At 64.7% G+C, this 24,298-nt stretch carries 24 protein-coding genes; 17 read left to right on the top strand and 7 right to left on the bottom strand.

Going from position 1 to position 24,298, the window contains the following annotated elements; all coding sequences use genetic code 11:
• Window positions 1-16 precede the first annotated feature (16 nt).
• From JIM94_RS01470 to JIM94_RS01450, 5 genes are all read left to right on the top strand, one after another.
• Window positions 17-865 carry a TroA family protein gene (locus tag JIM94_RS01470; protein ID WP_200253926.1) on the top strand — a complete coding sequence of 283 codons (849 nt, stop codon included), beginning with the start codon at window positions 17-19 and terminating at the stop codon, window positions 863-865.
• Window positions 862-2,067 (top strand): MFS transporter, encoded by a 1,206-nt coding sequence (locus JIM94_RS01465; RefSeq protein ID WP_200253924.1) that lies wholly within the window; start codon window positions 862-864, stop codon window positions 2,065-2,067. Before JIM94_RS01470 ends, JIM94_RS01465 begins: the two co-directional genes overlap by 4 nt.
• A gap of 114 nt (window positions 2,068-2,181) precedes the next feature.
• Window positions 2,182-2,436 carry an MbtH family protein gene (locus JIM94_RS01460; RefSeq protein WP_200253922.1) on the top strand — a complete coding sequence of 85 codons (255 nt, stop codon included), beginning with the start codon at window positions 2,182-2,184 and terminating at the stop codon, window positions 2,434-2,436.
• Complete coding sequence (locus JIM94_RS01455) at window positions 2,433-6,857, top strand: non-ribosomal peptide synthetase (RefSeq protein ID WP_200253920.1); 4,425 nt, start codon at window positions 2,433-2,435, stop codon at window positions 6,855-6,857. Before JIM94_RS01460 ends, JIM94_RS01455 begins: the two co-directional genes overlap by 4 nt.
• 1 nt (window position 6,858) lies before the next feature.
• Complete coding sequence (locus JIM94_RS01450) at window positions 6,859-7,668, top strand: alpha/beta fold hydrolase (protein WP_200253918.1); 810 nt, start codon at window positions 6,859-6,861, stop codon at window positions 7,666-7,668.
• A gap of 74 nt (window positions 7,669-7,742) precedes the next feature.
• On the opposite strand, the gene JIM94_RS01445 is transcribed toward JIM94_RS01450, so the two are convergent.
• Window positions 7,743-8,813, bottom strand: a complete 1,071-nt coding sequence (locus tag JIM94_RS01445) for a TroA family protein (RefSeq protein WP_200253916.1) — start codon at window positions 8,811-8,813, stop codon at window positions 7,743-7,745.
• Between the two features lie 589 nt (window positions 8,814-9,402).
• Between JIM94_RS01445 and rpsL the strand changes: the two genes are divergently transcribed.
• The 4 genes from rpsL (at window position 9,403) to tuf (ending at window position 14,298) form a co-directional block, all read left to right on the top strand.
• On the top strand, window positions 9,403-9,774 hold the full coding sequence (gene rpsL, locus JIM94_RS01440) for a 30S ribosomal protein S12 (RefSeq protein WP_198734971.1): 372 nt from the start codon (window positions 9,403-9,405) through the stop codon (window positions 9,772-9,774).
• 3 nt (window positions 9,775-9,777) lie between these two features.
• Window positions 9,778-10,245: a 30S ribosomal protein S7 gene (rpsG, locus tag JIM94_RS01435; RefSeq protein WP_198734970.1), complete on the top strand. Its 468-nt coding sequence runs from the start codon at window positions 9,778-9,780 to the stop codon at window positions 10,243-10,245.
• Between the two features lie 345 nt (window positions 10,246-10,590).
• Window positions 10,591-12,720 (top strand): elongation factor G, encoded by a 2,130-nt coding sequence (gene fusA / locus JIM94_RS01430; protein WP_200253914.1) that lies wholly within the window; start codon window positions 10,591-10,593, stop codon window positions 12,718-12,720.
• Window positions 12,721-13,107: 387 nt separating this feature from the next.
• The gene (gene tuf, locus JIM94_RS01425) at window positions 13,108-14,298 is read left to right on the top strand and encodes an elongation factor Tu (protein WP_200253912.1); all 1,191 of its coding nucleotides are present in this window, start codon (window positions 13,108-13,110) and stop codon (window positions 14,296-14,298) included.
• A gap of 775 nt (window positions 14,299-15,073) precedes the next feature.
• Here tuf and JIM94_RS01420 read toward each other — a convergent pair.
• The 6 genes from JIM94_RS01420 to JIM94_RS01395 form a co-directional block, all read right to left on the bottom strand.
• Complete coding sequence (locus tag JIM94_RS01420; RefSeq protein ID WP_200253910.1) at window positions 15,074-15,643, bottom strand: Asp23/Gls24 family envelope stress response protein; 570 nt, start codon at window positions 15,641-15,643, stop codon at window positions 15,074-15,076.
• Entirely contained in the window at window positions 15,640-16,188 is a 549-nt protein-coding gene (locus tag JIM94_RS01415) for a DUF6286 domain-containing protein (RefSeq protein ID WP_200253908.1), read from the bottom strand. Before JIM94_RS01415 ends, JIM94_RS01420 begins: the two co-directional genes overlap by 4 nt.
• Window positions 16,185-18,158, bottom strand: coding sequence for an Asp23/Gls24 family envelope stress response protein (locus JIM94_RS01410; protein WP_200253906.1), 1,974 nt, complete (start codon window positions 18,156-18,158; stop codon window positions 16,185-16,187). Before JIM94_RS01410 ends, JIM94_RS01415 begins: the two co-directional genes overlap by 4 nt.
• A 5-nt stretch (window positions 18,159-18,163) precedes the next feature.
• Window positions 18,164-18,349, bottom strand: a complete 186-nt coding sequence (locus JIM94_RS01405; protein WP_200253904.1) for a hypothetical protein — start codon at window positions 18,347-18,349, stop codon at window positions 18,164-18,166.
• 67 nt (window positions 18,350-18,416) lie between these two features.
• Complete coding sequence (locus JIM94_RS01400) at window positions 18,417-18,725, bottom strand: hypothetical protein (protein ID WP_200253902.1); 309 nt, start codon at window positions 18,723-18,725, stop codon at window positions 18,417-18,419.
• Between the two features lie 11 nt (window positions 18,726-18,736).
• Complete coding sequence (locus JIM94_RS01395) at window positions 18,737-19,246, bottom strand: Asp23/Gls24 family envelope stress response protein (RefSeq protein ID WP_200253899.1); 510 nt, start codon at window positions 19,244-19,246, stop codon at window positions 18,737-18,739.
• A gap of 810 nt (window positions 19,247-20,056) precedes the next feature.
• Here JIM94_RS01395 and rpsJ point away from each other — a divergent pair.
• From rpsJ to rpsC, 8 genes are read left to right on the top strand one after another with little or no spacing between them, the layout of a single operon-like run.
• Complete coding sequence (rpsJ, locus tag JIM94_RS01390) at window positions 20,057-20,362, top strand: 30S ribosomal protein S10 (RefSeq protein WP_003854291.1); 306 nt, start codon at window positions 20,057-20,059, stop codon at window positions 20,360-20,362.
• Window positions 20,363-20,398: 36 nt separating this feature from the next.
• Complete coding sequence (rplC, locus tag JIM94_RS01385) at window positions 20,399-21,055, top strand: 50S ribosomal protein L3 (RefSeq protein ID WP_200253897.1); 657 nt, start codon at window positions 20,399-20,401, stop codon at window positions 21,053-21,055.
• Window positions 21,052-21,708 (top strand): 50S ribosomal protein L4, encoded by a 657-nt coding sequence (rplD, locus tag JIM94_RS01380; protein WP_200253895.1) that lies wholly within the window; start codon window positions 21,052-21,054, stop codon window positions 21,706-21,708. Before rplC ends, rplD begins: the two co-directional genes overlap by 4 nt.
• Window positions 21,708-22,013, top strand: a complete 306-nt coding sequence (gene rplW, locus JIM94_RS01375) for a 50S ribosomal protein L23 (protein WP_198739022.1) — start codon at window positions 21,708-21,710, stop codon at window positions 22,011-22,013. Before rplD ends, rplW begins: the two co-directional genes overlap by 1 nt.
• A 29-nt stretch (window positions 22,014-22,042) precedes the next feature.
• Window positions 22,043-22,885, top strand: a complete 843-nt coding sequence (rplB, locus tag JIM94_RS01370) for a 50S ribosomal protein L2 (RefSeq protein ID WP_200253893.1) — start codon at window positions 22,043-22,045, stop codon at window positions 22,883-22,885.
• A gap of 13 nt (window positions 22,886-22,898) precedes the next feature.
• Window positions 22,899-23,177: a 30S ribosomal protein S19 gene (gene rpsS / locus JIM94_RS01365; protein WP_013241207.1), complete on the top strand. Its 279-nt coding sequence runs from the start codon at window positions 22,899-22,901 to the stop codon at window positions 23,175-23,177.
• A gap of 3 nt (window positions 23,178-23,180) precedes the next feature.
• Window positions 23,181-23,546, top strand: coding sequence for a 50S ribosomal protein L22 (gene rplV, locus JIM94_RS01360; RefSeq protein ID WP_198734956.1), 366 nt, complete (start codon window positions 23,181-23,183; stop codon window positions 23,544-23,546).
• On the top strand, window positions 23,546-24,298 hold the full coding sequence (gene rpsC, locus JIM94_RS01355; RefSeq protein ID WP_200253891.1) for a 30S ribosomal protein S3: 753 nt from the start codon (window positions 23,546-23,548) through the stop codon (window positions 24,296-24,298). Before rplV ends, rpsC begins: the two co-directional genes overlap by 1 nt.

Here is a 24,298-nt window from a genome sequence, read left to right as displayed (position 1 = left end):
TTTAAGGAGTGAAGCATTGAACAACTCATGTGTCCGAGTGGTGGCCCTCGATGAATCTGCGGGACTCGCGGCCGCTTCGTTTTCCGTTGTACCCCACACCGTCTACGCCTCCGCGGGGGATCGCGTCGCACAGGATATTCTCCGGGGACTCGGGTGCCGGGTGAAACAGCTTGACGTTCTCGGCCTCCCCGGCAACGGGGAACTGCGGGAATGCGGTCCCGACCTGATAATCGCCACAGGCGAAGAAAGCCCGGCGGGCAAGGAGATCCGGAGTCTACGGGAGGTGGCTGAGACCGCGGTACTGCCGATCCTGGGGAACTGGACGGATGTCGTTGCGGCGGTGGGGGCGGCGGTCGGCGACGAGGGGGGACGAACCGATTCGGTGCAGGCGGCCATCCGCGCTCAGCTGGCTGATGCGGCCCGGCACACGGAGGGACGGTCACTGTCGGTTCTGTCGAATACCTTCGGAAAAACGACGTTCACGATGCCACCGTCAACCGTATTGTCGCATTTGATCGGGGAATCTGGATTCCGTAGGCCTGAACCGCAGATGCGGTGTGACGATGATCTGATGTGGAGGATCCTCGATCCCGATGACCTGGCGGACCATGACGCCGACATCATCGCTGTCCCCACCGGTGGTTACTACACCGACGGGGTCTTGCGGGAGTCCGCGGCTTTCCGACGGTTGAGCGGTGTGAAGGTCGCCGTGCTCGGGGAACTCTGGTGCACCATGAATCCGTTCTCGTTCTACGCTGTCGCCCGGGACCTCGGTGAGGTGGCTCGTGGTGGCCTGCCGGTGGGGGAGACCGGTGCGGTGGAGACCTGGACACGGTTCCTCGGCGACATCGAGGGAGCGGCATGAGCAAAACCGGAGAAAGACAGCGTTTTCCCTGGTGGATGCTTGGCTTCTGTATCGCGTTATTCAGTCTGTTCACCGATGACTACATCATCGCAGGTATATTGCCCGATGTGGCCGAGGGCCTCGATGTGTCGGAAGCAGCCGCAGGGCAGCTGGTGACGGTGTTCTCCGTGACGATGGCCGTCGGTGTCGCCGTGTTCGGTGTCGTGTTCGCCCGTGTTCCGCGCACCCTGCTCCTTCCGGTGGCGCTGGTCATTTTCACCGTCGCCAACGCGCTGGCCGTCGTCACAGACAGCTACTGGGGTCTCGTGGTGCTCCGGATGATGTCGGCGTTGTCCGCTGCGGCGTGTCTACCGGTGTTTTTCGCCGCCGCGGCGGAACTGGCGCCGCAGCGGCGTCAGGGGCGCTATCTGGGGCTGCTGTCGGTATCGGTCACCGGTGCCGTCGCGGTGGGCGTTCCGTTGGGGGTGTGGATCGGTGGAACAGTCGGCTGGCATGCGACATTCGGGTTCATAGCGGTGTGCGGAGCCGTTTCCACGCTGCTCGTGGTCCTGACGTTCCCCGGCGTGGAACCCGCTCCCGCCATCAGTGTCAGGGAACAGTTGAAGGTACTCGCACATCCCTCAATCTCGGTGGCGCTGATCGGTGGCGCCGTGGCGGTGATGGGGGCACTGGCCCTGGTCACCTATCTGGCACCCTTCCTGGAGGCCACGGTCGGCAGCGCCACAGACCGCGGCACCGTGTTCATGCTTTTCGGCGTCGCCGCCACCGCCGGGGTTTTCGGCGGGGGTTGGTGCGTTGACGCGATCGGCCCCGACCGCACGATCATGTGGGGAATGGGAGGATACGCGGTGTTGATGGCTGTGTTCACCACGCTGACACAGATCGGCCCGGTTCCGCTGCCCGTGATACTGGCGTTGACGCCCCTGTGGGGTGCCCTCGCCTACTGGTGTGCCTCGGCGGTTCAGGTGAGACTCCACCAGATCGCGGGTCCGCTCACCGCTCAGGCGCTGGCCCTCAACAGCTCGCTCAGCGCTGTGGGTGTGGCCGGTGGCGCCGCTGTCGGTGGCCTGCTCATCAAGTTGGACGCCGCCGCCCTGCTGTCGGCTTTCGCAGGCCTGGGGTGCCTGACCGGTTTGTGCCTGCTGCTCATCGCCTTCCGCAAGGCGGAAAGCGACCCGGTGACGGCGTCGACGACAGCGTAGCGGTGTGCACCCGGAAGCACTCAGCCGTGGAGACACGGTTCCCCGTGACGGATTCCGTGCAGTGACGGTCCTGAAACTGAAAGTTACGTTGCCCCGGAAGAATTAGGAGAGAAAATGCACCTCAACCCCTTCGACGATCCCGACGGTGTGTTCTACGCCGTCATCAATGACGAACTCCAGTACGCCCTGTGGCCGGATTTCAGGGAACCGCCCAGCGGATGGAAGGTGGTTCACGGCCCCGGCCGGCGCGCCGAGATTCTCCGGTTCATCGAGGAGAACTGGACCGACATGCGTCCGCTGTCGGTGCGTCGAGCGATGGATGCAGATCATGACGGCGAACCGGAGAATACGGGTGGAACACTTCCATGAACAGGGGAGTCTCTGATGTCCTGGCGCTGTCTCCGCTTCAGGAGGGGCTCTACGCGGCAGCCTCCGGGGCGGTCGGTGGGGCAGGTGACCTCTACACGGTGCAACTCGCAATGGCATTCGCGGGTCCCCTCGACCCCCGCAGACTGCATCAGGCCGTGACGCGGGTAGTTGAGCGGAACCCCCATCTGGACGCACGCTTCACCTCCAAAAACCTGCCTCACCCCGTCGCTCTCGTCCCGGCTGAGCCTGTCGTCGACTGGGAGGAGAGGACATGCACCGTCGAGCAGGCCCGGAGACTCGCCGACAGTGAACGTCTCCGTACGTTCGACCTCGGGTGCGGACCCGTCAGTGCAGTCAAGCTGTGTACCGTCGGACCCTCCGATGCACTTCTGGTGTGGACGATGCACCACATCCTCATCGACGGATGGTCCGTACCGCTGCTGTGGGAGGAGCTCCGCCGGGCCTACACCGGCGACTCCACGGTGGACCCCGTCCCGGTGCGGCCCTACAGTGCGTGGCTCACCAGTCGCGATCAGAGCGACGACCGGGAATTCTGGAGCCGGTATCTCGAGGGACTCGACGGACCGTGTGTGGTGGGTAGCCCCACCACCGCAGGTGGCCCACCGGAAATGTCGACCCAGGTGATCCGTGGAACCGACCTTGAACGGTTGCGGAACGGTGCACGATCGATGAGGGTGACACTCGGCACCCTCGCCCAGGTTGCGTGGGCACTGGTGCTGCGGAGGATCACCGGGACCCCCGACCCGGTGTTCGGTGTCAGTGTCGCGGGGCGGCCTGAGACCGTTCCCGACCCGGAGAAAATGATCGGGATGTTCACGAACACCATCGCAGCCCGAATCAACACCGCCACAGGTGAAACCGTGGAACAGTTGTGCCGCCGTGTGCAGAGGGAACTGACGGTGGCCCGCACCCACAGTTACAACCGGCTGTCGGAGCTCCAGCAATGGGCGGGAGTCTCACCGTTGTTCGATACGGCAGTGGTCTTCCACAACGCACCGAAAGGTGAAGCGGCCACGGCGGTCGACTTCGGGGACGGCGTGACGATGCATCCCGTTCACCGGGACAGCTGGTCGCATTTTCCGCTCGTTCTCGCGCCCGCGGAAATCGGTGATGAACTCCATCTGACCGTCGATGTCCGGACCGAAGCTCTGCCTTCCGGTGTGGATGGACCACAGCTGACGAACCTGGTCCGCAGCCTCATGGATTCGCTCGTCGCCCATCCCGACCGGCCCATTCGTGGTGTCGGGGTGGAACACGCCGAATCGCGCCCACGGCATCACTCCGCGGAAAGTTCTGCGGGGGAGGGGATAGCGCACGTCTTCGCCCGTACCGCGATTCGGTACGCCGAGCGGCCCGCGGTGACGGACCGTGAAGGCACGCTGACCTACAGGGAACTCAGCTGTTGGGCGGCCCGTACCGCCGAACGGCTTTCCGCGGCGGGGATCGGGCGTGGCGATCGGGTTGCCGTGCTACTGCCCCGGACCGTGGCCTATCCCGCCGCCCTGCTGGGGATTCTCTCGGTCGGAGCTGTCGTGGTGCCGCTTGATCCGAATGCCCCCGCTGAGCGGAACTCCTACATAATGGATACGGCACGGGTCTCGGCGACCGTCACAGCGGAGGGGATGCCCGAGATCGAGGCACCCTCGGGTTCCCGGTTGATGATGGAGGGAGCCCCCCGGGGGAACCTACCGCTCATCCCCGGGGAGCTGCACGCGGTGACGGAGTCCGACCCCGCCTATGTGGTGTTCACCTCCGGGTCCACCGGAAAACCAAAAGGGGTTGTCGCGGCGCACAAGGGGATTCTGGGCCTGTTGGCCGCGCACTCCGAACGGATCTGGGGTCCAGTGTCAGAGGAATCTGGTGGCCTTGTCACCGGCCACGCCTGGTCATTCGCCTTTGATGCCGCATGGCAGCCGCAGCTCGCGCTGCTGGCGGGCGGGGAGCTGGTCATCCTGGACGAACACTGTCTGACTGATCCGGCCGAGTTCGTCCGGGTGGTACGTGCAGCCGGGGTCGAGATACTCGACACCTCACCGACGTTGGTGCGTCCCCTGATCGATGCCGGGCTTGTCGCGCCGGGAGGGCTCAAGGTTCTGGCCCTCGGCGCCGAGGACATCTCTGTGGATCTCTGGCGCAGGCTGGCCGAGACCGAAGGGGTCGCGGTCCATAATTTCTACGGCCCCACCGAGACCACGGTCGAGGTGTGCTCGGCGCGTCTCACCACGGACGATCCGCCGAACATCGGCTTCCCCTTTCCCGGCACTCTGTGCCATGTCCTCGGTCCTGACCTGGCACCGGTACCGCGTGGCTTCACCGGGGAGTTGTATGTCGCGGGGGACCAGGTTGCACTGTCGTACGAGCAACAGCCCGGTCGAACCGCCGAGAGATTCGTCCCCGCCGCGGACGGTCGCCGGATGTACCGGACGGGAGACCTGGTGCGGGTCAACGAAGCCGGGCGCATGGTGTTCGTCGGGCGTGCTGACAGACAGGTCAAGATCCGCGGCTTCCGTGTGGAACCCGGAGAGACAACCGCCGTGATGAACAGTTGTCCCGGGGTTGCCCACGCCGTCGCGGGTGTGGTTGACCGTGGCGGTCATCGGGCGTTGATGGGATGGGTGGTCGCAGAGGGCGACGGGGATTTTGATGTGCAGACGGTTCTCACCCACTGCGGCAGTCATCTGCCGGCCTACATGGTTCCATCGGTCGTGACCGAGGTGGATGTGATCCCACGGGACGTGAACGGGAAGACCGACTTTGCGACGTTGGAATCTCTGCTTCCGACAACGACGGGAGGTTCCCGGGCGGTGTCGGACACCGAGAAAACGGTGCATGGCGTGGTGTGCAGACTGCTCCACAGGGATGGCGACACAGTCGGTACCGACATTCCGTTCCGCGATCTCGGAATCGACAGCATCGCTGTCATGGGGCTCGTGACCGCACTGCAGAAGGAAGGTCTGCACGCCAGTGTTCGGATGATCAACCGGGCTGACACCATTCGGGCACTCGCCTCCGCGATCGACGCCGGGACCCCAGCGGAAATGGGTGGCGACGACCGTGGGAAAGATCCGCACCGGGATTCCGTTCCGCGGCATCTGTGCTGGCCGATGCTGCACTGGCTCGCTGATCTGGGACAGATACGTCGATTCGCCATGACAATGGTCGTGAAACTCCCCTCCGGTGCAGAGCTGGCCCGTGTGGCCGACTGCTGGGGGAGAGTTGAACGGGCCCACCCCATCCTCCGCAGCAGGCTGGTCCGCAGTGGCGAAGGCCTGCGTCTTGAACCTGGCGTCGGTAGCGGGGCCGAGATCCGTGGCATCGACGGGGACCCACTGTGCGCCGACACTGTCGCCGACGCGGTGGAGAAGGCCCGCCAGGCACTGGACCCCGAGAAAGGGAAGATGGTCGGCCTGGTGATTCTGGGTTCCGGATCACCGGATCCACTACTGATCGCTGCAGTCCATCACACCGTCTGCGACCTGGCCAGCTGGCACGTGCTGTTGGGGGATCTGGCCGCAGGCTGGTCCGGTGCTGATCTGCCGGCGCACACCGGTGACACATCGGTGTTCGAGGACTGGATCAGTGACGCTACGGACAGCGGTGGTGAAGAGTCGTACTGGAGGTCCGTCGCGGAATCCGTGGCTGCCGCACAACCCCTCCCCGTGGCCGGTTGCACCGGTTCCATGGGGGACACCGAACTCCTTCAACGGGAGATTCCCGCGCCGGATCTGCTGCTCGGTGCGCGCAGTCGGGACACCGTCGCAGCGGCTTTCGCCTGGGCGTGGACGGAGACTGTCGGAGGTGATCCGACATCGGGGGCGGCCGTCATCACTGAAGGTCACGGCAGGGGAGCACACCTCGTCGGAGACCGTGACCCCGGGGATGTCGTCGGTTGGCTCAACTGTCTCTACCCGGTGGTTCTGGGGAGGGGCAGTACACCGCCGGCCGGTACCGTGGAGATCACCCGTGAAGATGCCGGGGCATGGATCGATGCCGTGGCCCAGACCCTCGATGACGTGCCTTCGGGTGGCCTGCACGCAGCGGCATGTATTCCGGTAACGGGGGACACGGCGCCACAGGTGATGCTGATACATCTCGGTCGCGCGGACACTCTCGCCTCCGGAACGGTCACCGACGCGGAGCCGTTCACCGTCGTCACCGATCGTAGGGTCGTCGGTGACGTCGATCTCACACCCGAGCCGGAGATGCGCAGCCCGTACCCCCTCGAGGTGTCCGTCGGCGTGCAGGCGGCGGAGAACGGCCCCGTTCTCTGTTCCGTGTGGCGGTTCAATCCGGATAATCTCGAGCGGTGTTTCGTCGAACTGCTGGTGGACAGGTTCGTGACGCACATCCTCGCACTGTCAACTGCTCTCGACCGTCCTGAAGGGAAAGGTGCTGACTGACGTGATCATTGAATGCGGTACAGCGGACATCAACGTTCACGTGGAGGGTTCCGGCCCGGACGTGATGCTGCTGATGGGGGCCGGGTCACCCGGTGATGTCTGGCGCGCCTATCAGGTACCTGCCCTCGTCGCCGCCGGATACCGCACGATAGCCCCGGATTCACGTGGGGTCGGCGGATCCTCCTCAGAATTTCCGGCTCCACCGGAGACAATGGCCGGAGACGCCGCCCGTATTCTGCGTCAGATCGCCGACGGCCCCGTACTTGTCGTGGGTACGTCAATGGGGGCCCGGGTCGCGGTGGAGCTGGCCGCCCGGGAGCCCGATCTGGTCGCGGGCATGGTGCTCATGGCCGCCCAGTCGAGCGCGGGTACCGTCGCGCAGATGTATCTCCGGGCGCACGCCGCACTCACCGGGGACGTTGTCCCGGGATCGGAGTCACTGAGGGTGCTTCTCGGTTGTGCCGGACTCTCGCCGAGGACACTGGAGGATCCGGTTTCCGCCCGGAACTGGGCCGACCTCTTTTCCTGCCAGCCGTGGCCTCCGCCGACTGGGGTGGTGGAGCAGTTCCGTGTCGCTGCGTCGGTTCCGGGGCCGGATCCGGACATGCTGGGCCGCTGTACGGTACCGGGGACGGTGGTGTCGTTCGCTGATGACATCATCGCCCCGCCCGGTGCGGTCCGTGAGTTCGCTGATCTGCTGCCCCGTGTCGATGTCGTCACCGTGGAAGATGCGGGGCACCTGGGATATCTCGAACAACCCGAAGAGACCAACCGGATAATTCTCGCCGCGGCCCGCCGGTATTTGGCCTGACACGATCGCGCCGGCCCCGTCCCGCTGGTGTCACCCACGGGACGGGGCCGGCGCGATCTCATCCGGAAGTGGCGTTAAATTTCCGTTTCCGCGGCAAAATCATCCCACAGGTCGCCGATGGTGTCCTCCGTCGTCACCGGCTTCCCGGTTGCGATCGCCTCCAGGTCGGTGGCGATCCCGTAGAAGGCGAAAGGTGTGGCGACGAGCCACAACTCGGCCAGGGTCCGGACCTGTTCACCCTGCAGGGTCCTGGCCGTGGGAAGCGCCAGGAGTGCATCCGCGTCGTAGTAGGTTCCTTCGGGCAGGACGAGGATATCCGCGTCCTGCTGCGGCAGGAGTTCATCCGAGAGGGTCACCGCATAACCCTCGGCCTCCTGTCTCTGAAACTCCGGACGGTCGAATCCGGCTTCCTTGATCAGTGTGGAGCTGGGGGCTGCCGGTGGCATGGTGAAGTTGGACGTACCGAAGGTGTTTCCGAGAAGTGAGATGGTCCGATCGTCGGAAGCGGCGGCTGCGGCCTCCAGGCGGGAACGGATCGCCTCGATCTGACGGTCGGTGACCCCGGGATCCGCCCCGAGCAGTTCGCCGTTGCTCCTCACGAGCTCCTCCCACGGGCCGGTGATCGGCAGAACCACCGTTCCCGCGATGTCGTTCAACTTGTCGAACTGCTGGCCCACCGGGCCGACGGCACCTGTTCCCACGAACATGTCGGCCCCGAGAGCCTGGATTTCCTCCATGGGGGGAAGCTCCAGGGCGGCCGCCTCCCGAATCTCGACACCGGCTGCCTCGAGGATCGCGTCAGAACCGACGTCGCTGGACGAGGTGTAGACGACTGAGGGGCGTATGCCCGCCGCCAGTGCGGCTATGCCGGCGTTGTCATCGAAGGCGACGACCTTCATCGGGGAGACCGGGACCTCGGCGGTTCCGACCTCGTGGTGCACGGTCCGCGTCTCGTCGGCGGACGCCGAGCTATCCCCGGAACCTCCGGACTCTCCTCCGTCGCCACTGTTTCCCTTCGACGGGGAAGAGACCGCCTGTGATGAATCAACTGAATCTGCTGTGTCATCCCCGGTGCTGTTGCAGGCGGCGAGTGTGAGGGCTGCGACCAGCGCTACGGCGAGATGGGGCGTACGACGTGTGGGCACGTTCAATCTCCTCGGGACTTCTCGGGATTAGATGTCGATTAGATGTCACGGACTGAAGGTCGACCTACCGGACCTACGGTTAGGGTAACCTTTCCAAGGGTGACGGGCAAGGATTCTCCCCGCCGTGCGGGGTCGATGTTCCGGATCCGTATCCTGTCCGGGTTGGTCTCCGTGGGGTTCGCCGGCGGGATGTGGGGGCGTCGGGGCCGTGTTCGCGATTCGCGTCAACTCCGGTGGGGTGACCTGCGCCCTCTCCCGCACTGTCGCCGCATTGTCGTGGCGGGATTCTGCCCCTGTCGGAGGTTCGGGCCAGTTGTCCCCGACGGCTGCTCGGGGGTGTGGTGCCCGTTCCGGTTTTCTCCGGTGCCGGGAGGTGTTTCATTTTGGGGCTGTGGTGATGTATGATGACTCGCTAGTCCCACGTCTCCATGGTGGGAGCCTGAATTTTCCCCGGTAGGCCAGCGAGAGCGGCTGACTGGGTTTCGCGCGTTTTCATCAGTTTTGCGTGTTCAGGCGACAAGCAAGGAACGTACAGTACTCGGTCGGCGACATCGAACCGAGGAAGCCGATCAGACAAGAAAGACGGTTCATGCCCACTATTCAGCAGTTGGTCCGAAAGGGCCGCCACGACAAGACCACCAAGGTGAAGACCGCGGCGCTCAAGGGTTCCCCCCAGCGTCGTGGCGTGTGCACGCGTGTGTACACCACCACCCCGAAGAAGCCGAACTCGGCGCTCCGTAAGGTCGCGCGTGTCCGCCTGACCTCCGGTATCGAGGTCTCCGCCTACATCCCCGGTGAGGGCCACAACCTCCAGGAGCACTCCATGGTGCTCGTGCGCGGCGGCCGTGTGAAGGACCTTCCCGGTGTCCGTTACAAGATCGTCCGTGGCTCCCTCGACACCCAGGGTGTCAAGGACCGCAAGCAGGCCCGTTCCCGCTACGGCGCCAAGAAGGAGAAGTAAGACATGCGTAAGTCTGCAGCGCCGAAGCGCGAAGTAGTCAAGGATCCGGTCTACAACTCCGAGCTCGTGACCCAGCTGGTCAACAAGGTTCTCCTGGACGGCAAGAAGTCGACCGCACAGCGCATCGTCTACGGCGCGCTCGAGACCTGCCGCGAGAAGACCGGTACCGATCCCGTCGGCACCCTGGAGAAGGCTCTCGGCAACGTCAAGCCCGATCTCGAGGTCCGCTCCCGCCGTGTCGGTGGCGCCACCTACCAGGTGCCCGTCGAGGTCCGTCCGGGCCGCGCCAACACCCTCGCTCTGCGGTGGCTCGTGAACTTCACCCGCCAGCGCCGCGAGAAGACGATGACCGAGCGTCTCGCCAACGAGATCCTGGATGCCGCCAACGGTCTCGGTGCCTCGGTGAAGCGTCGCGAGGACACCCACAAGATGGCCGAGGCCAACCGCGCCTTCGCCCACTACCGCTGGTAAGAGCAGTAGATCAGCTGATGGCCCCCTCGCCGTTCACACCGTGTCACACCCGCCGTCCCGGATGCCCCGCGTATTCGGCACGGCCGGGACGACGTGGTCCGGTGTCGGGGTCATTGCGTTAGTCGAAGGTCGGTCGTTTCCGGCCCGCGTCCACGACGATGCGGGTTGCGGGACAGCCGGCGCCGTTCACCTCCGGTTCACCCGGAGCGCCTAAGCTCTCCACGAGCGGCTGGCCCGGGTACGGGCCGTGGCGCGGTACGGCAAAGAATTCATATCCACCGGTGACAACACCGTCCGGACAGACGTCCGGGCAATCACCAAGAACCAACGAGTTTGGGGAACACTGTGGCACAAGAAGTGCTTACCGACCTGAAAAAGGTCCGCAACATCGGCATCATGGCCCACATCGATGCCGGCAAGACCACCGCTACCGAGCGAATTCTCTTCTACACCGGCATCAACCGGAAGGTCGGCGAGACGCACGACGGTGCGTCGACCACCGACTGGATGGAGCAGGAGAAGGAACGCGGCATCACCATCACCTCCGCCGCCGTCACCTGTTTCTGGAACAACAACCAGATCAACATCATCGACACGCCCGGTCACGTCGACTTCACGGTCGAGGTCGAGCGCTCCCTCCGCGTGCTCGACGGTGCCGTCGCCGTGTTCGACGGTAAAGAGGGCGTCGAGCCCCAGTCCGAGCAGGTGTGGCGTCAGGCCGCCAAGTACGAGGTCCCGCGTATCTGCTTCGTCAACAAGATGGACAAGCTGGGCGCCGACTTCTACTTCACCGTCAAGACCATCATCGAGCGCCTCGGTGCGAAGCCGCTGGTCCTGCAGCTTCCCATCGGTGCGGAGGACGACTTCGACGGTGTCGTCGACCTGCTGAACATGCGCGCCATCACCTGGCGCGGCAAGGTCGACATCGGAACCGAGCCGACCTACGAGGAGATCCCGGAGGATCTCAAGGAGATCGCCGAGGAGTACCGCGAGAAGCTGCTCGAGGCCGTCGCCGAGTCCGATGAAGAGCTCATGGAGAAGTACTTCGGTGGTGAAGAGCTGACGATCGACGAGATCAAGGCCGCCATCCGCAAGATGACCATCAGCTCCGAGGTCTTCCCGGTCCTCTGTGGCTCCGCCTACAAGAACAAGGGCATCCAGCCCCTGCTCGACGCCGTCATCGACTTCCTGCCCACCCCGCTGGACATCGGCGAGGTCCACGGACACAAGGTCGGCGACGAAGCCGTCGAGATGACCCGTAAGCCCAGCGTCGAGGAGCCCTTCTCCGCACTGGCCTTCAAGATCGCGGCACACCCGTTCTTCGGCAAGCTGACCTTCGTGCGCGTCTACTCCGGTCGCGTCGATCCTGGCGCCCAGGTCATGAACTCCACCAAGGGCAACAAGGAGCGCATCGGAAAGCTCTTCCAGATGCACGCCAACAAGGAGAACCCGGTCGATGAGGCACGCGCCGGTAACATCTACGCGTTCATCGGTCTGAAGGACACCACCACGGGTGACACCCTGTGTGACCTCAGCGACCAGATCATCCTCGAGTCCATGGACTTCCCGGACCCGGTTCTGCAGGTCGCCATCGAGCCGAAGTCGAAGGCCGACCAGGAGAAGCTCGGTACCGCGATCCAGAAGCTCGCCGAAGAGGACCCGACCTTCACCGTCAAGCTGGACGACGAGACCGGCCAGACCGTCATCGGCGGCATGGGCGAGCTCCACCTCGACGTCCTCGTCGACCGCATGCGCCGTGAGTTCAAGGTCGAGGCCAACGTCGGTGCCCCGCAGGTCGCGTACCGCGAGACGATCCGCAAGCCCGTCGAGAAGCTCGAGTACACCCACAAGAAGCAGACCGGTGGTTCCGGCCAGTTCGCGAAGGTCATCATCGCGCTCGAGCCCTACTCCCCGGATCCGGAGGAGCTGGAGGAGGGTGAGTCCGCGACCTACAAGTTCGAGAACGCCGTCACCGGTGGTCGCGTTCCCCGCGAATACATCCCGTCCGTCGACGCCGGTATCCGTGACGCCATGCAGTACGGCTACCTCGCGGGCTTCCCGCTCGTCAACATCAAGGCATCGCTTCTCGACGGCCAGTACCACGAGGTCGACTCCTCGGAAATGGCCTTCAAGGTCGCCGGTTCCCAGGCGCTCAAGGAAGCTGTCGCGAAGGCGAAGCCCGTCCTGCTCGAGCCCGTGATGGCCGTCGAGGTCACCACCCCCGAGGAGTACATGGGTGAGGTCATCGGTGACGTCAACTCCCGTCGTGGCCAGGTCCAGGCCATGGAGGACCGCGCCGGTGCCAAGGTCGTCAAGGCCAAGGTCCCGCTCTCCCAGATGTTCGGCTACGTCGGCGACCTGCGTTCCAAGACGCAGGGCCGCGCCAACTACTCGATGATCTTCGACTCCTACGCCGAGGTTCCCACGAACGTCGCGTCCGAGATCATCGCCGAGCGCAACGGCACCTCCAACTAGCAGTACCCCCCGGCGGCGGCACCAACGCGTACCGCCTCCGGGGACAACCCGAGATCTCTCTCCGTCGCACTGAAGCAGTGCGACGGAGAGATCCCGGGGCCCGGAACGGTCTCACCAGAAACCGGCCGGGCGAACCGTCCAGTCACCGGTAACGGTCCGCTGAACCTCCGTACACCGGATGTTGAGCCGGCCGTTACCCGGAGTACAGGACTCCTGCCCGTGGTTTGAAAAACGCGGGCTGAGCACCTAGTATCAGGTAACTGGCACAAAATGAACCAGTCATACCCGTATGCCCCTTTCGAAAGACGCGGGGCTGCCGGCAGTATGGCACTACCACCTATGTGGCTGCGAGAGTCGTAGCCACCGCGAAGTCCAGGAGGACATACAGTGGCAAAGGCGAAGTTCGAGCGTACGAAGCCGCACGTCAACATCGGTACCATCGGTCACGTCGACCATGGTAAGACCACCACCACCGCAGCCATCACCAAGGTTCTGGCTGAGGCTTACCCGGAGCTGAACCAGGCTTTCGCCTTCGACGCCATCGACAAGGCGCCGGAGGAGAAGGAGCGTGGTATCACGATCAACATCTCCCACGTTGAGTACCAGACCGAGAAGCGCCACTACGCGCACGTCGACGCCCCCGGTCACGCCGACTACATCAAGAACATGATCACCGGTGCGGCTCAGATGGACGGTGCCATCCTCGTCGTTGCCGCCACCGACGGTCCCATGCCCCAGACCCGTGAGCACGTTCTGCTCGCGCGCCAGGTCGGCGTTCCCTACATCCTCGTCGCGCTCAACAAGTGCGACATGGTCGACGACGAGGAAATCCTCGAGCTCGTCGAGATGGAGGTCCGTGAGCTCCTCGCTGAGCAGGACTTCGATGAGGAAGCCCCCATCGTTCACATCTCCGCGCTGAAGGCTCTCGAGGGTGACCCCGAGTGGTCCGAGAAGATCGTCGAGCTCATGCAGGCCTGCGACGACTCCGTTCCGGATCCGGAGCGCGAGACCGACAAGCCGTTCCTCATGCCCATCGAGGACATCTTCACCATCACCGGTCGCGGCACCGTCGTCACCGGTCGTGTCGAGCGTGGTCAGCTGAAGGTCAACGAGGAGGTCGAGATCCTCGGCATCCGCGAGAAGAGCCAGACCACCACGGTCACGGGCATCGAGATGTTCCGCAAGCTGCTGGACTACACCGAGGCCGGCGACAACTGTGGCCTGCTGCTCCGCGGCATCAAGCGTGAGGACGTCGAGCGCGGTCAGATCGTGGCCAAGCCGGGCGCCTACACCCCCCACACCGAGTTCGAGGGTTCCGTCTACATCCTGTCCAAGGATGAGGGCGGCCGCCACACCCCGTTCTTCGACAACTACCGTCCGCAGTTCTACTTCCGCACCACCGACGTCACCGGCGTCGTGAAGCTGCCGGAGGGCACGGACATGGTCATGCCCGGCGACAACGTTGACATGTCCGTCACGCTGATCCAGCCGGTCGCCATGGACGAGGGCCTGCGCTTCGCCATCCGCGAGGGTGGCCGCACCGTCGGCGCCGGTCGCGTCACCAAGATCATCAAGTAACAAGATGATCTGACACCCCGGATCCCGGAGCAGAAGGCTCCACGGAACCGGAACAGAAGCACCCTGTTCCACGTACAGCGTGGGACAGGGTGCTTTTCCGTTTGTGTGTCCCCGCCCGCGTTACCTGTTCAGCCCCGTGATGCCCTCTCCCAGCCCTGTCTCCCCCTGTGTCCACGTCCGGTCGAATCAACAGAGGCGGCAACAACCGGACAGGCAGAATCGGGGACGCAGGGAAGAAAGGCGGGTGGGAACGCAAGGGCCCCGAGGACACCCGGACAAGGAGAACACCGTATCCCCGATCGGTGGCCACGTAGCGGCGGTCCGGGCCTGTCCGGGTATCCGAATTGAACCGGGATGGGGAGAGAGTCTCAGGGACTGGCCGATCCGGCACTCGCGGGAGGGATCCCGTCCTCCGTCACGTCGGACGGCCCCGACCGGAGAGCAGTCTGCTCATCCCCGGCAACGGAGCTGGTGTGTCAGTGGCTCCGCCACCTGCCCACCCGTCCGAAGACGGGGGACCGGCCGTGGTCCCGTCGTGATGAGCTGGTTGCCGAAGCGCAGAACTCCGGTGCGTGGAACCACCAGTGGGGGAAGAGGCTGCTGACGGCGTGGGCGGGTGCTCCGGGCGGCGGAGAAGTCGACGGTGGCGGTTTCGGGGATGGCGCCGGAGTTGCGCAGGGAGAAGAAAAACCCACTGGTTCTCCTTGTCGTCACCAGAAGGTGGTGGCGGGGGAGAAGCCGGCGGGTTCGGTGGGGAGCGCGCGCGGGACCCTACTCAGATTTCGTGGTTCTGGGGAACCCTCTCGATGTGGATCCGGTAGGAGGTGGCCGCGTCGCTCGGTCCTATGGCTTCCCGGAGGTCGCGTTCGGACTGCTCGATGGCGGTCTGGATACCCGGAACGCTGCAGTCGGCGTCGGCGTCGACGGTGAACTCGACCGTGGTCAGACCCCGGTCTATGACGACACGTTTCCGGACCTTGGAAACGCCGTGGGTGTCCTCGATCGTGTCGGCGACAGCGTCCGCGAGGGTACCGAGGTTGAAGTTGATGTCACCCATCTCGGTGGAGGCACCGCTGGTGACAACGGAGACCGACCGGCGCCGGAGGTTGGCGATGATGAGCCAGAGACCGATGATGATCCCGCCGGCGACGACACCGATGAGAGCGCCCTCGTACCAGCCGAGTTCGGCGGCGTTGGCCCACATCTCCTGATCCGCGTAATCGGTCACCTGATTGGCCTGGGGGACGTCGAAGAATAGGCCGATGGACCACACCCCGAGGAAGGTCAGTGCGAGCCCGATGACGAAGACGAGCAGGCGATCGACAAATGCTAGTCCGTGGCTCACTTGGAGACCTCCTTCTTCTGGACCTGCACGTTGAGTGCAGGCGACCCGGCGACGAGGTTCGCCAGGGGCTGGAGAGAACGGTGCAGCTCATCCCTGAGCCGTTCGTCCCCGGGGTTGCCGATGACGGTGACGTCGATGGAACGCTTCTTCGCCACGGTGTGTGCGGCCATGACACCCGGGACCTGCTGTGCGCTGGCGGTGCACATCCTGGCGACGTCAACGGGCCGCATCCACACAGCGACCGGCGACGTGAGTTCGCGGTGGGTCTTGGTCCTCGGTCGGATCGAGGCCCACAGGAGCAGCAGCCCGACGATGAGGGCGGCGATGCCCGCCGGAAGCATCCAGTTCCGGTAGCTCAGGCCACCGATCCACTCGGTTGCGGTGGAAACCCACGGTTGCCACTCGACGTCGGTGTAGCGGATGTAGAGATCCCGTCCCGCGACGGCTGCGGCCGCGAGCAGCAGCAGTCCGAGGAGGATCGCCAGGTACCGTGCGACGGGGCTGGCGGCGGGCCGGTGTCCCCGGACCGTCTGGATTTCACTCATCTCTTGATACCGCCTTTTGCGTTGGCAGGGTCGACACGGACGGGAATGATGGTCGTGGGCTTCACGGTGATCGGGCGAAGTTTCGCCGGGGTCACGGTCACCTGACGGCGCTCACCCGCGGTTGAGGCCTCGTGGGACGTGGGACGTCGATCGACACGTGGCTTCCGGTCCACCGAAACGGGATTGCGTTTCACCGGTTTGAGCCGGGGTGGACGGGGGGCCTTCACGGGACTCACGCGGGGTGCATCAGCGTGCACCTGCGCGAGCCGGTGGGTGTCCGGTGCGTGGACGCTGCGCAACCGGACCGGCTCCGGAGCCTCGACCTTTCGCAGCGGCGCCGGTGAAGGGGCCGTCACCGACGTGGGTTCGGCGGCCGCGGGAACCGCGACCTCCACTGTCGGGAGCTCCCGCGCGCTGATCGGTTTCAGCGGTGCCGGTTCGGGGACGGTGATCCCCGACAGAGGCTGTGGGTCGGCAACGGTGAAAGCGGACAACGGCCTGGACTCCGCGACGGTGACCGTGCCCAGAGGGGCGGCGGGGCTGACCTCCGGGGAGAAGACCCGTGCCGCGGCTTCACCCGTCACCGTCACCTCGCGGAGGTCCGCGGGCTCCGTGACGACGACCGGCGACAGATCCTCGCCGGTGGAACCGACGGTTTCGATACTCCGGAGGTTCGCGTTGTCCGGTCCGGTGACCGTCACGGGCCGGAGGTTCTCACTTCCCGGGGTGACCGAGAACTCCGTCAGCTCAGAATTACGGGAAACGCAGGTGATCTCGTCGAGTGCGGCGTTCCTCGCGGTGACGACGACGGGCCGGAGCCGCGGGGTGGTGTCGAAGTCGCGCAGTTGCGTGTCGGTCACCCGTTCGGTCCCCTGGACGATGGGACCGACGGTGACGTTGACCCGGACGACCGGAATGTCCGTCATGTCGCGGACCCAGTCGAAGATGGTGGTCCTGACCGTTTCGGCGACCCGGGTGACGGGGGAAGGCCAGGTCACGGCAATGTACGCGTCGATGGAGACGGCGTCACCGTTGCTGTCCAGTTCGACGTCGAAGCGCGGATAGCCGCGCCCGAGGACGTCGATGCCACCGCTCACCTGGTCGGTGGTTCCCGGAACACTCGCCGCAGCCTGGCGGACGATCTTCGTGACGGTCTTCTCGGAGATCCTCACCCAGCCTCTGCTCGGGTTGTGGTCCTCCGGTTCCTCCGGGGCACGGAGGTATTCCGGCACGGTGGCGGGCGCAGCGGAAACAACCGTTCCACCGGTTCCGACGGAACCGGGACGGTCTTCCTCGGCCGGGGTGGTCGTCGGCTCCTGGGCCCTGGCGGGGGCCGGATCAGTTTCCCGAGCCCCGGTATCCGCTCCGTCGGTGATCTGATCCCGTGTGACGGGGAGGGGATCGGAGTCGGTGACGGTCATGTCGGAGGGTGTGTCCGCTGCGTCGACCGTCGACCGGTCGGCGGGATCTGCGGAACCTTCCGACGTCGCCCCACCGTCCCCGGTAGCGGCATCGTCGGAGGACACCACCGCGGCATCACCGGTGGCGGAACCGTCCTGCCGCGGGGTCCCCGCGGAGTCGTGGTGACCGCCTGTCTGTACAGGTAGATCGGACGAACGTGTTTCCGGAGTTTCCAGCCGATCCCCACGGCGCCCGTCGGACGGAGTGGCGGCGGTGGCTTCTGCACCGTCGACACCGGCGTCACCGTTCCCGGAATCCCCGCTGGGAGCCGGCGAGGCGGCGTTCCCGTTCTCCCGCAGGATGCGCCGATCCTCCTCCGCCTTGTCATCGTCCCGGACGATGTCGGACATGGCCTGATCGGCCCGGCGCTCAGCCTCGGCGCGGAGTCGCTCCTCCGCCGAGTCGACGGAGGAGGTCGGGGAGTCGTTCGTGGTGTCCCCGGTGGAGATCGGTCGGTCGGTGCCGGAGCGGCGTTTGGACTTGCGGGACCTTCCAGAACGTTTCGTCAACGAGATTACCCCCTGTTACCGGAGCCGTTGATGATGGCGCGGAGGTCGATCTTGCCGTCGAAATGGGCTCCGATGACGCCACCGACGGTGACGAAGAGCAGGGCCCAGAGGAAGCCGACCAAACCGCCGAAAATCACGGCGAATGCGAATGCGAAGCCGAGGATGAGGCCGGTCACAGTAAGAGATTTCATGACACTCTTTCAGAGTCGAAGTGTGGGGTTCGGGCGTGCGGGACAGTTGATGAAGGTGAACTGCCGGTCAGCTTGCGTCGCTGAAGAAGACGTCCACCGGTTCGGTGACGTACCTCTCGGTGACGGTGCGCACCTTCTCGGCGAGCTCGCCGAGATCGGGTAGCTGAGACAAATCTGCGATGAGATGAACTTCCATCCGGGTCTCGTCCGGGCGGCCCCGGGGCGTGAACAGGTGAAGTCCACGGACCCGGGTCCCGGGGTAGAGCATCGCAACCTCACCGAACTGTCCGCCGTGCATGCCGGCGACACCGGGGAGCGAGAGGATCTCGTCCCGGAGTGTCTCGGCCTGCTCGAGCGAGATGGGATCAGGTTGCACGGAGTCCGGCCTTACTTGACGCGGGGCTCGTGATCGGCCTCGGCCTCGACGGGCTCGAGCTCCTTGACCTCGTCCTCGGCGGACTCATCGTTGTCGTCCAGCTCGAGGTGCACGTCGTGGACGGTGACGTTGACCTCGGTGACCTCGAGGCCGGTCATGCGCTCGATGGCGTTGATGATGTTGCGGCGGATGGCGTCAGCCAGCTCGTGGATCGCGACACCGTACTCGGCGACGATCGCCACGTCTGCGGCGGCCTGAGTTTCGCCGACCTCCACGGAGACACCCTGGCGGACGTCGACGCGGGAACCCGCCATGTCACGGAGGGCACCCAGTGCACGGGCGGCGCCGCCACCGAGGGCGTGCACGCCGGAAACCTCGCGTGCGGCCATACCGGCGATCTTCGCGACGACAACGTCATCGATGTGGGTGCGGCCGTGCTCGGTCTCCAGGGCGGAGTTGCGCTCGACGCTGCTGTCGTCGATGGTGGCCGGGGACTTGCTGTCGGTCTTGTTTTCGCTCATTGAGATGCTCCTCGTGTAATCAAGCGGTAGTGGATGCACCACGTCAGCGGTGCACTAGGTTGATCCTAGGTGAGGGCGCGGGTCTCTCGCCGCCCTGTGTGCAATACGTTACATGTTTGTCGCTTTTCGGGGGTTGGCTTGCCACTCGGCCAGCTGTGTGTTTGAATGCTTGGGTTGCTCCAACACGACACATCCGTCTGCGCGGAAGTCGAAACCGAAGTCTCAGGACCACCAGCGCCGAAAGGTGACGGTGCAGGTTTCGTCGGAACGCTGACGAGGATGCTGGCGCTGGTGGGGCAAACATGGCACCTGGTGCCTGTGGTTTCTCCGGTTTCACCGGGAAGCCGCCGGAATCTCGGTGTCTCCGTGTACCGGGGAGTTCGTCTCCTCCGATCCACGGAGATCGGGAATCATCAAGGGAACATGGCAAATAAACAGCGGCAGTAGGCAGGATGCCCGCCCACGTCGGATGTTCAGGCTGGTGAATATATTTCAACCGGCCGTGATTCCGGCGTCGAGTGGACCTCATCCCGACGACCTGACACACCTCATACCGATGCAGTAACCGGCTCGCCCGATGTATCCGTCCCCGGATCATCGACGGAGCGGTCTCTGTTCCGCGGGGTGGTTGTTTGTGGTTCATGTGACCCGGTGAGTATCTCCCGGTCGGATTTTTCAGACAGGTTCAGGTCAAGACAACTGGCGTTGCGCCCGAGTTTCCGTGATTCACGGCCGGACAACGTTATAGAGATGACAACAGCGACCCCCACCAATCATCGCGACGTGGGGAAGCGAAGGAAGAGGACAAACGTGGCGGGACAAAAGATCCGCATCAGGCTGAAGGCCTACGACCACGAAGCGATCGACGCGTCCGCGCGGAAGATCGTCGAGACCGTCACCCGTACGGGTGCGCGCGTCGTCGGCCCGGTGCCGCTGCCCACTGAAAAGAACGTTTACGCCGTTATTCGTTCTCCCCACAAGTACAAGGACTCGCGCGAGCACTTCGAGATGCGCACGCACAAGCGCCTCATCGACATCCTTGACCCGACGCCGAAGACGGTTGACGCGCTCATGCGCATCGATCTTCCCGCAAGCGTCGACGTCAACATCCAGTGATCGCGTAAACAGTCTTTCAGCAGTGGAGAATAAGTAATGAGTGAAACAGAGATCAAGGGCATTCTGGGCACCAAGCTCGGCATGACCCAGGTCTTCGACGACGACAACCGGGTCATCCCGGTCACCGTTGTTGAAGCCGGGCCGTGCGTGGTCACCCAGATTCGCACCATCGAAAATGATGGCTACAACGCCATCCAGATCGCCTACGGCGACATTGACCCGCGCAAGGCCAACAAGCCTGCCGGTGGTCACTTCAAGAAGGCTGGCGTTACCCCCCGCCGGCACGTGGCGGAGATTCGCATGGACGATGTCTCCGGTTACGAGCTGGGTCAGGACGTCACGGTCGACATCTTCGAGGGCATCACCTTCGTCGACGTCACCGGAACGTCCAAGGGCAAGGGCTACGCCGGCGCCATGAAGCGCCACGGTTTCGCCGGTCAGGGTGCGTCCCACGGTAACCAGGCCGCACACCGTCGTGTCGGCGGTATCGGCGCCTGCGCCACCCCCGGTCGTGTCTTCAAGGGCACCCGGATGGCCGGACGCATGGGTAATGAGCGCGTCACCACCCAGAACCTCAAGGTTCAGAAGATTGATGCCGACGCCAACATCCTGCTCATCAAGGGCGCGATCCCGGGTGTGCGTGGCGGCGTCGTAACCGTTAAGACCGCAGTGAAGGGCGGTGCACACGCATGACCAACCTCAAGCTTGACGTCCTGAAGGCCGACGGAGCTACCGCCGGCCAGGTCGAGCTGCCTGCCGAGATCTTCGACCGTGAGGCCTCAGTCGCACTGATGCACCAGGTCGTTCTCGGACAGCTCGCCGCCAAGCGCCAGGGCACGCACTCCACCAAGACCCGTGCACAGGTGTCCGGTGGCGGTCGTAAGCCGTTCCGCCAGAAGGGAACCGGTCGCGCCCGTCAGGGCTCGATCCGTGCTCCGCACTTCACCGGCGGCGGCATCTCGCACGGCCCCGTGCCGCGCGACTACTCGCAGCGCACCCCCAAGAAGATGAAGGCCGCCGCTCTCCGTGGCGCCCTGACCGACCGTGTCCGCCACGAGCGGATCCACGTCGTCAGCGAGCTGGTCGAAGGCCAGACGCCGTCGACGAAGTCGGCCCGTGCCTTCATCGAGCGCCTGACCGAACGCCGCAACGTGCTGGTCATCCTCACCCGTGAGGATGTCACCTCGTGGAAGTCCGTCCGCAACCTGCCGGGCGTCCACATCCTCACCGAGGACCAGCTGAACACCTACGACGTCCTCAAGTCGGACGACATCGTGTTCTCCGTTGAGGCTCTGACCACCTTCATCAACCGGGCCACCGGCGCGGTCAAGGAGGAGGAGAACTAATGAGCACGATCGCTAACCCGCGTGACATCATCATCGCCCCGGTGGTGTCCGAGAAGTCCTACGGACTGATGGAGCAGGGCACCTACGTGTTCTTCGTCTCCCCGGACGCCCACAAGACCCAGATCAAGATCGCCGTCGAGCAGATCTTCGGTGTGAAGGTCGCCAGCGTCAACACCGCCAACCGTGAGGGTAAGCGCAAGCGCACCCGCTCCGGTTTCGGTCAGCGCAAGGCCACCAAGCGCGCCTTCGTGACGCTCGCTGAAGGCAGCGACTCCATCGACATCTTCGGCGGTTCGGCCGCGTAAGCGCGCCGAAGGTAAGGACTTAGAAACCCATGGCTATTCGCAAGTACAAGCCGACTACGCCGGGCCGGCGCGCAAGCTCCGTGTCGATGTTCGAGGAAATCACTCGTTCGACGCCGGAGAAGTCACTGCTGCGTCCCCTGCACAAGACCGGCGGCCGTAACGTTCACGGCCACATCACCACCCGCCACAAGGGTGGCGGACACAAGCGTCAGTACCGTCTGATCGACTTCCGTCGGCACGACAAGGACGGCATCGAGGCGAAGGTCGCTCACATCGAGTACGACCCGAACCGCACCGCCAACATCGCGCTGCTGCACTACGTCGACGGCGAGAAGCGCTACATCATCGCCCCCCGCAACCTGCGTCAGGGTGCCATCGTCGAAGCTGGCCCCAACGCCGACATCAAGCCCGGCAACAACCTGCCGCTGCGCAACATCCCGGCCGGTGCCACCGTGCACTGCGTCGAGCTGAAGCCCGGTGGCGGTGCCAAGCTGGCCCGTTCCGCGGGAACGTCCATCCAGCTCCTCGGTAAGGAAGGCAAGTACGCGATCCTGCGTATGCCGTCCTCCGAGATCCGCCGCGTGGACATCCGCTGCCGCGCCACCATCGGTGAGGTCGGCAACGCCGACCAGATCAACATCCGCTGGGGCAAGGCCGGCCGTATGCGCTGGAAGGGCTGGCGCCCGACCGTCCGCGGTGTCGTCATGAACCCCGTCGACCACCCGCACGGTGGTGGCGAGGGCAAGACCTCCGGTGGTCGTCACCCCGTTTCCCCGTGGGGCCAGCCTGAAGGCCGGACCCGCCGCCCGAATCGTCCGAGCGACAAGCTGATCATGCGTCGTCGCCGCAGCAACAAGAACAAGAAGCGCTAGGAGGTAACAGACAATGCCACGCAGCCTCAAAAAGGGCCCGTTCGTCGATGAGCACCTCCTCGCCAAGGTTGATGCACAGAACGAGAAGGGCACCAAGCAGGTCATCAAGACCTGGTCCCGTCGGTCCACCATTCTCCCCGATTTCATCGGTCACACCTTCGCCGTCCATGACGGTCGTAAGCACGTGCCGGTGTTCGTGGACGACTCGATGGTCGGACACAAGCTGGGCGAATTCGCCCCGACCAAGACCTTCAAGGGTCACATCAAGGACGACAAGAAGGGACGTCGATAAGCGATGAGCGAAGACACCATCACGTCCGCAAGCGCGACGGCTCGTTACGTCCGCGTCACCCCCATGAAGGCACGCCGGGTCATCGACCTGGTCCGCGGCAAGTCCGTGGCCGAGGCCCTCGCCATCCTGAAGTACGCCCCGCAGGCGGCCAGCGAGCCGGTTGCCAAGGTCGTCGCTTCAGCGGCCGCCAACGCCGAGAACAACTTCGGCCTGGACCGCGACTCACTCGTCATCTCCGAGGCCTACGCCGACGAGGGACCGACGATGCGTCGTTTCCGTCCGCGCGCCCAGGGTCGTGCCTTCCACGTCCGCAAGCGCACCAGCCACATCACCGTGGTTGTTGAGAGCCAGAAGGGAAGTGCTCAGTAGTGGGCCAGAAAATCCATCCCCACGGCCTCCGGCTGGGCATCACTTCCGACTGGAAGTCCCACTGGTACGCCGACAAGCAGTACAGCGACTACGTCGCTGAAGACATCAAGATCCGCGAGTTCCTGTCCAAGGGCCTCGACCGCGCCGGCATCGCCGACGTCGTCATCGAGCGCACCCGGGACCGGGTCCGCGTCGACATCCACACCGCCCGTCCGGGCATCGTGATCGGTCGTCGTGGCTCCGAGGCCGACCGCATCCGGGGAGAGCTCGAGAAGCTCACCGGCAAGCAGGTCGCGCTGAACATCCTCGAGGTCAAGAACATCGACGCCAACGCTCAGCTGGTGGCACAGTCCATCGCCGAGCAGCTGACCAACCGTGTGGCGTTCCGCCGCGCGATGCGTAAGGCCATCCAGTCCGCGATGCGCCAGCCGCAGGTCAAGGGCATCAAGGTCGTGTGCTCCGGTCGTCTCGGCGGCGCCGAGATGTCCCGCACCGAGCGCTACCACGAGGGTCGCGTCCCGCTGCACACGCTGCGTGCCGAGATCGACTACGGCACCTACGAGGCCCACACCACCTTCGGCCGCATCGGCGTGAAGGTCTGGATCTACAAGGGTGACGTCGTCGGCGGCAAGCGCGAGAGCGAACTCAACGCACCGGCCGACCGTCGCGGTCGCGGTGGCGCCGATCGTCGCGAGCGTCCGCGCCGCGGTGGCCAGCGTCGCCAGCGCGCCGAGCAGAAGCAGGAGGGCTAG

The sequence above is a fragment of the Corynebacterium pygosceleis genome (assembly GCF_016595275.2).
Lineage (GTDB): Bacteria > Actinomycetota > Actinomycetes > Mycobacteriales > Mycobacteriaceae > Corynebacterium > Corynebacterium pygosceleis.
The sequence above is the reverse complement of the archived record's forward strand: the minus strand, read 5'-3'. Positions and strand labels throughout refer to the sequence as shown.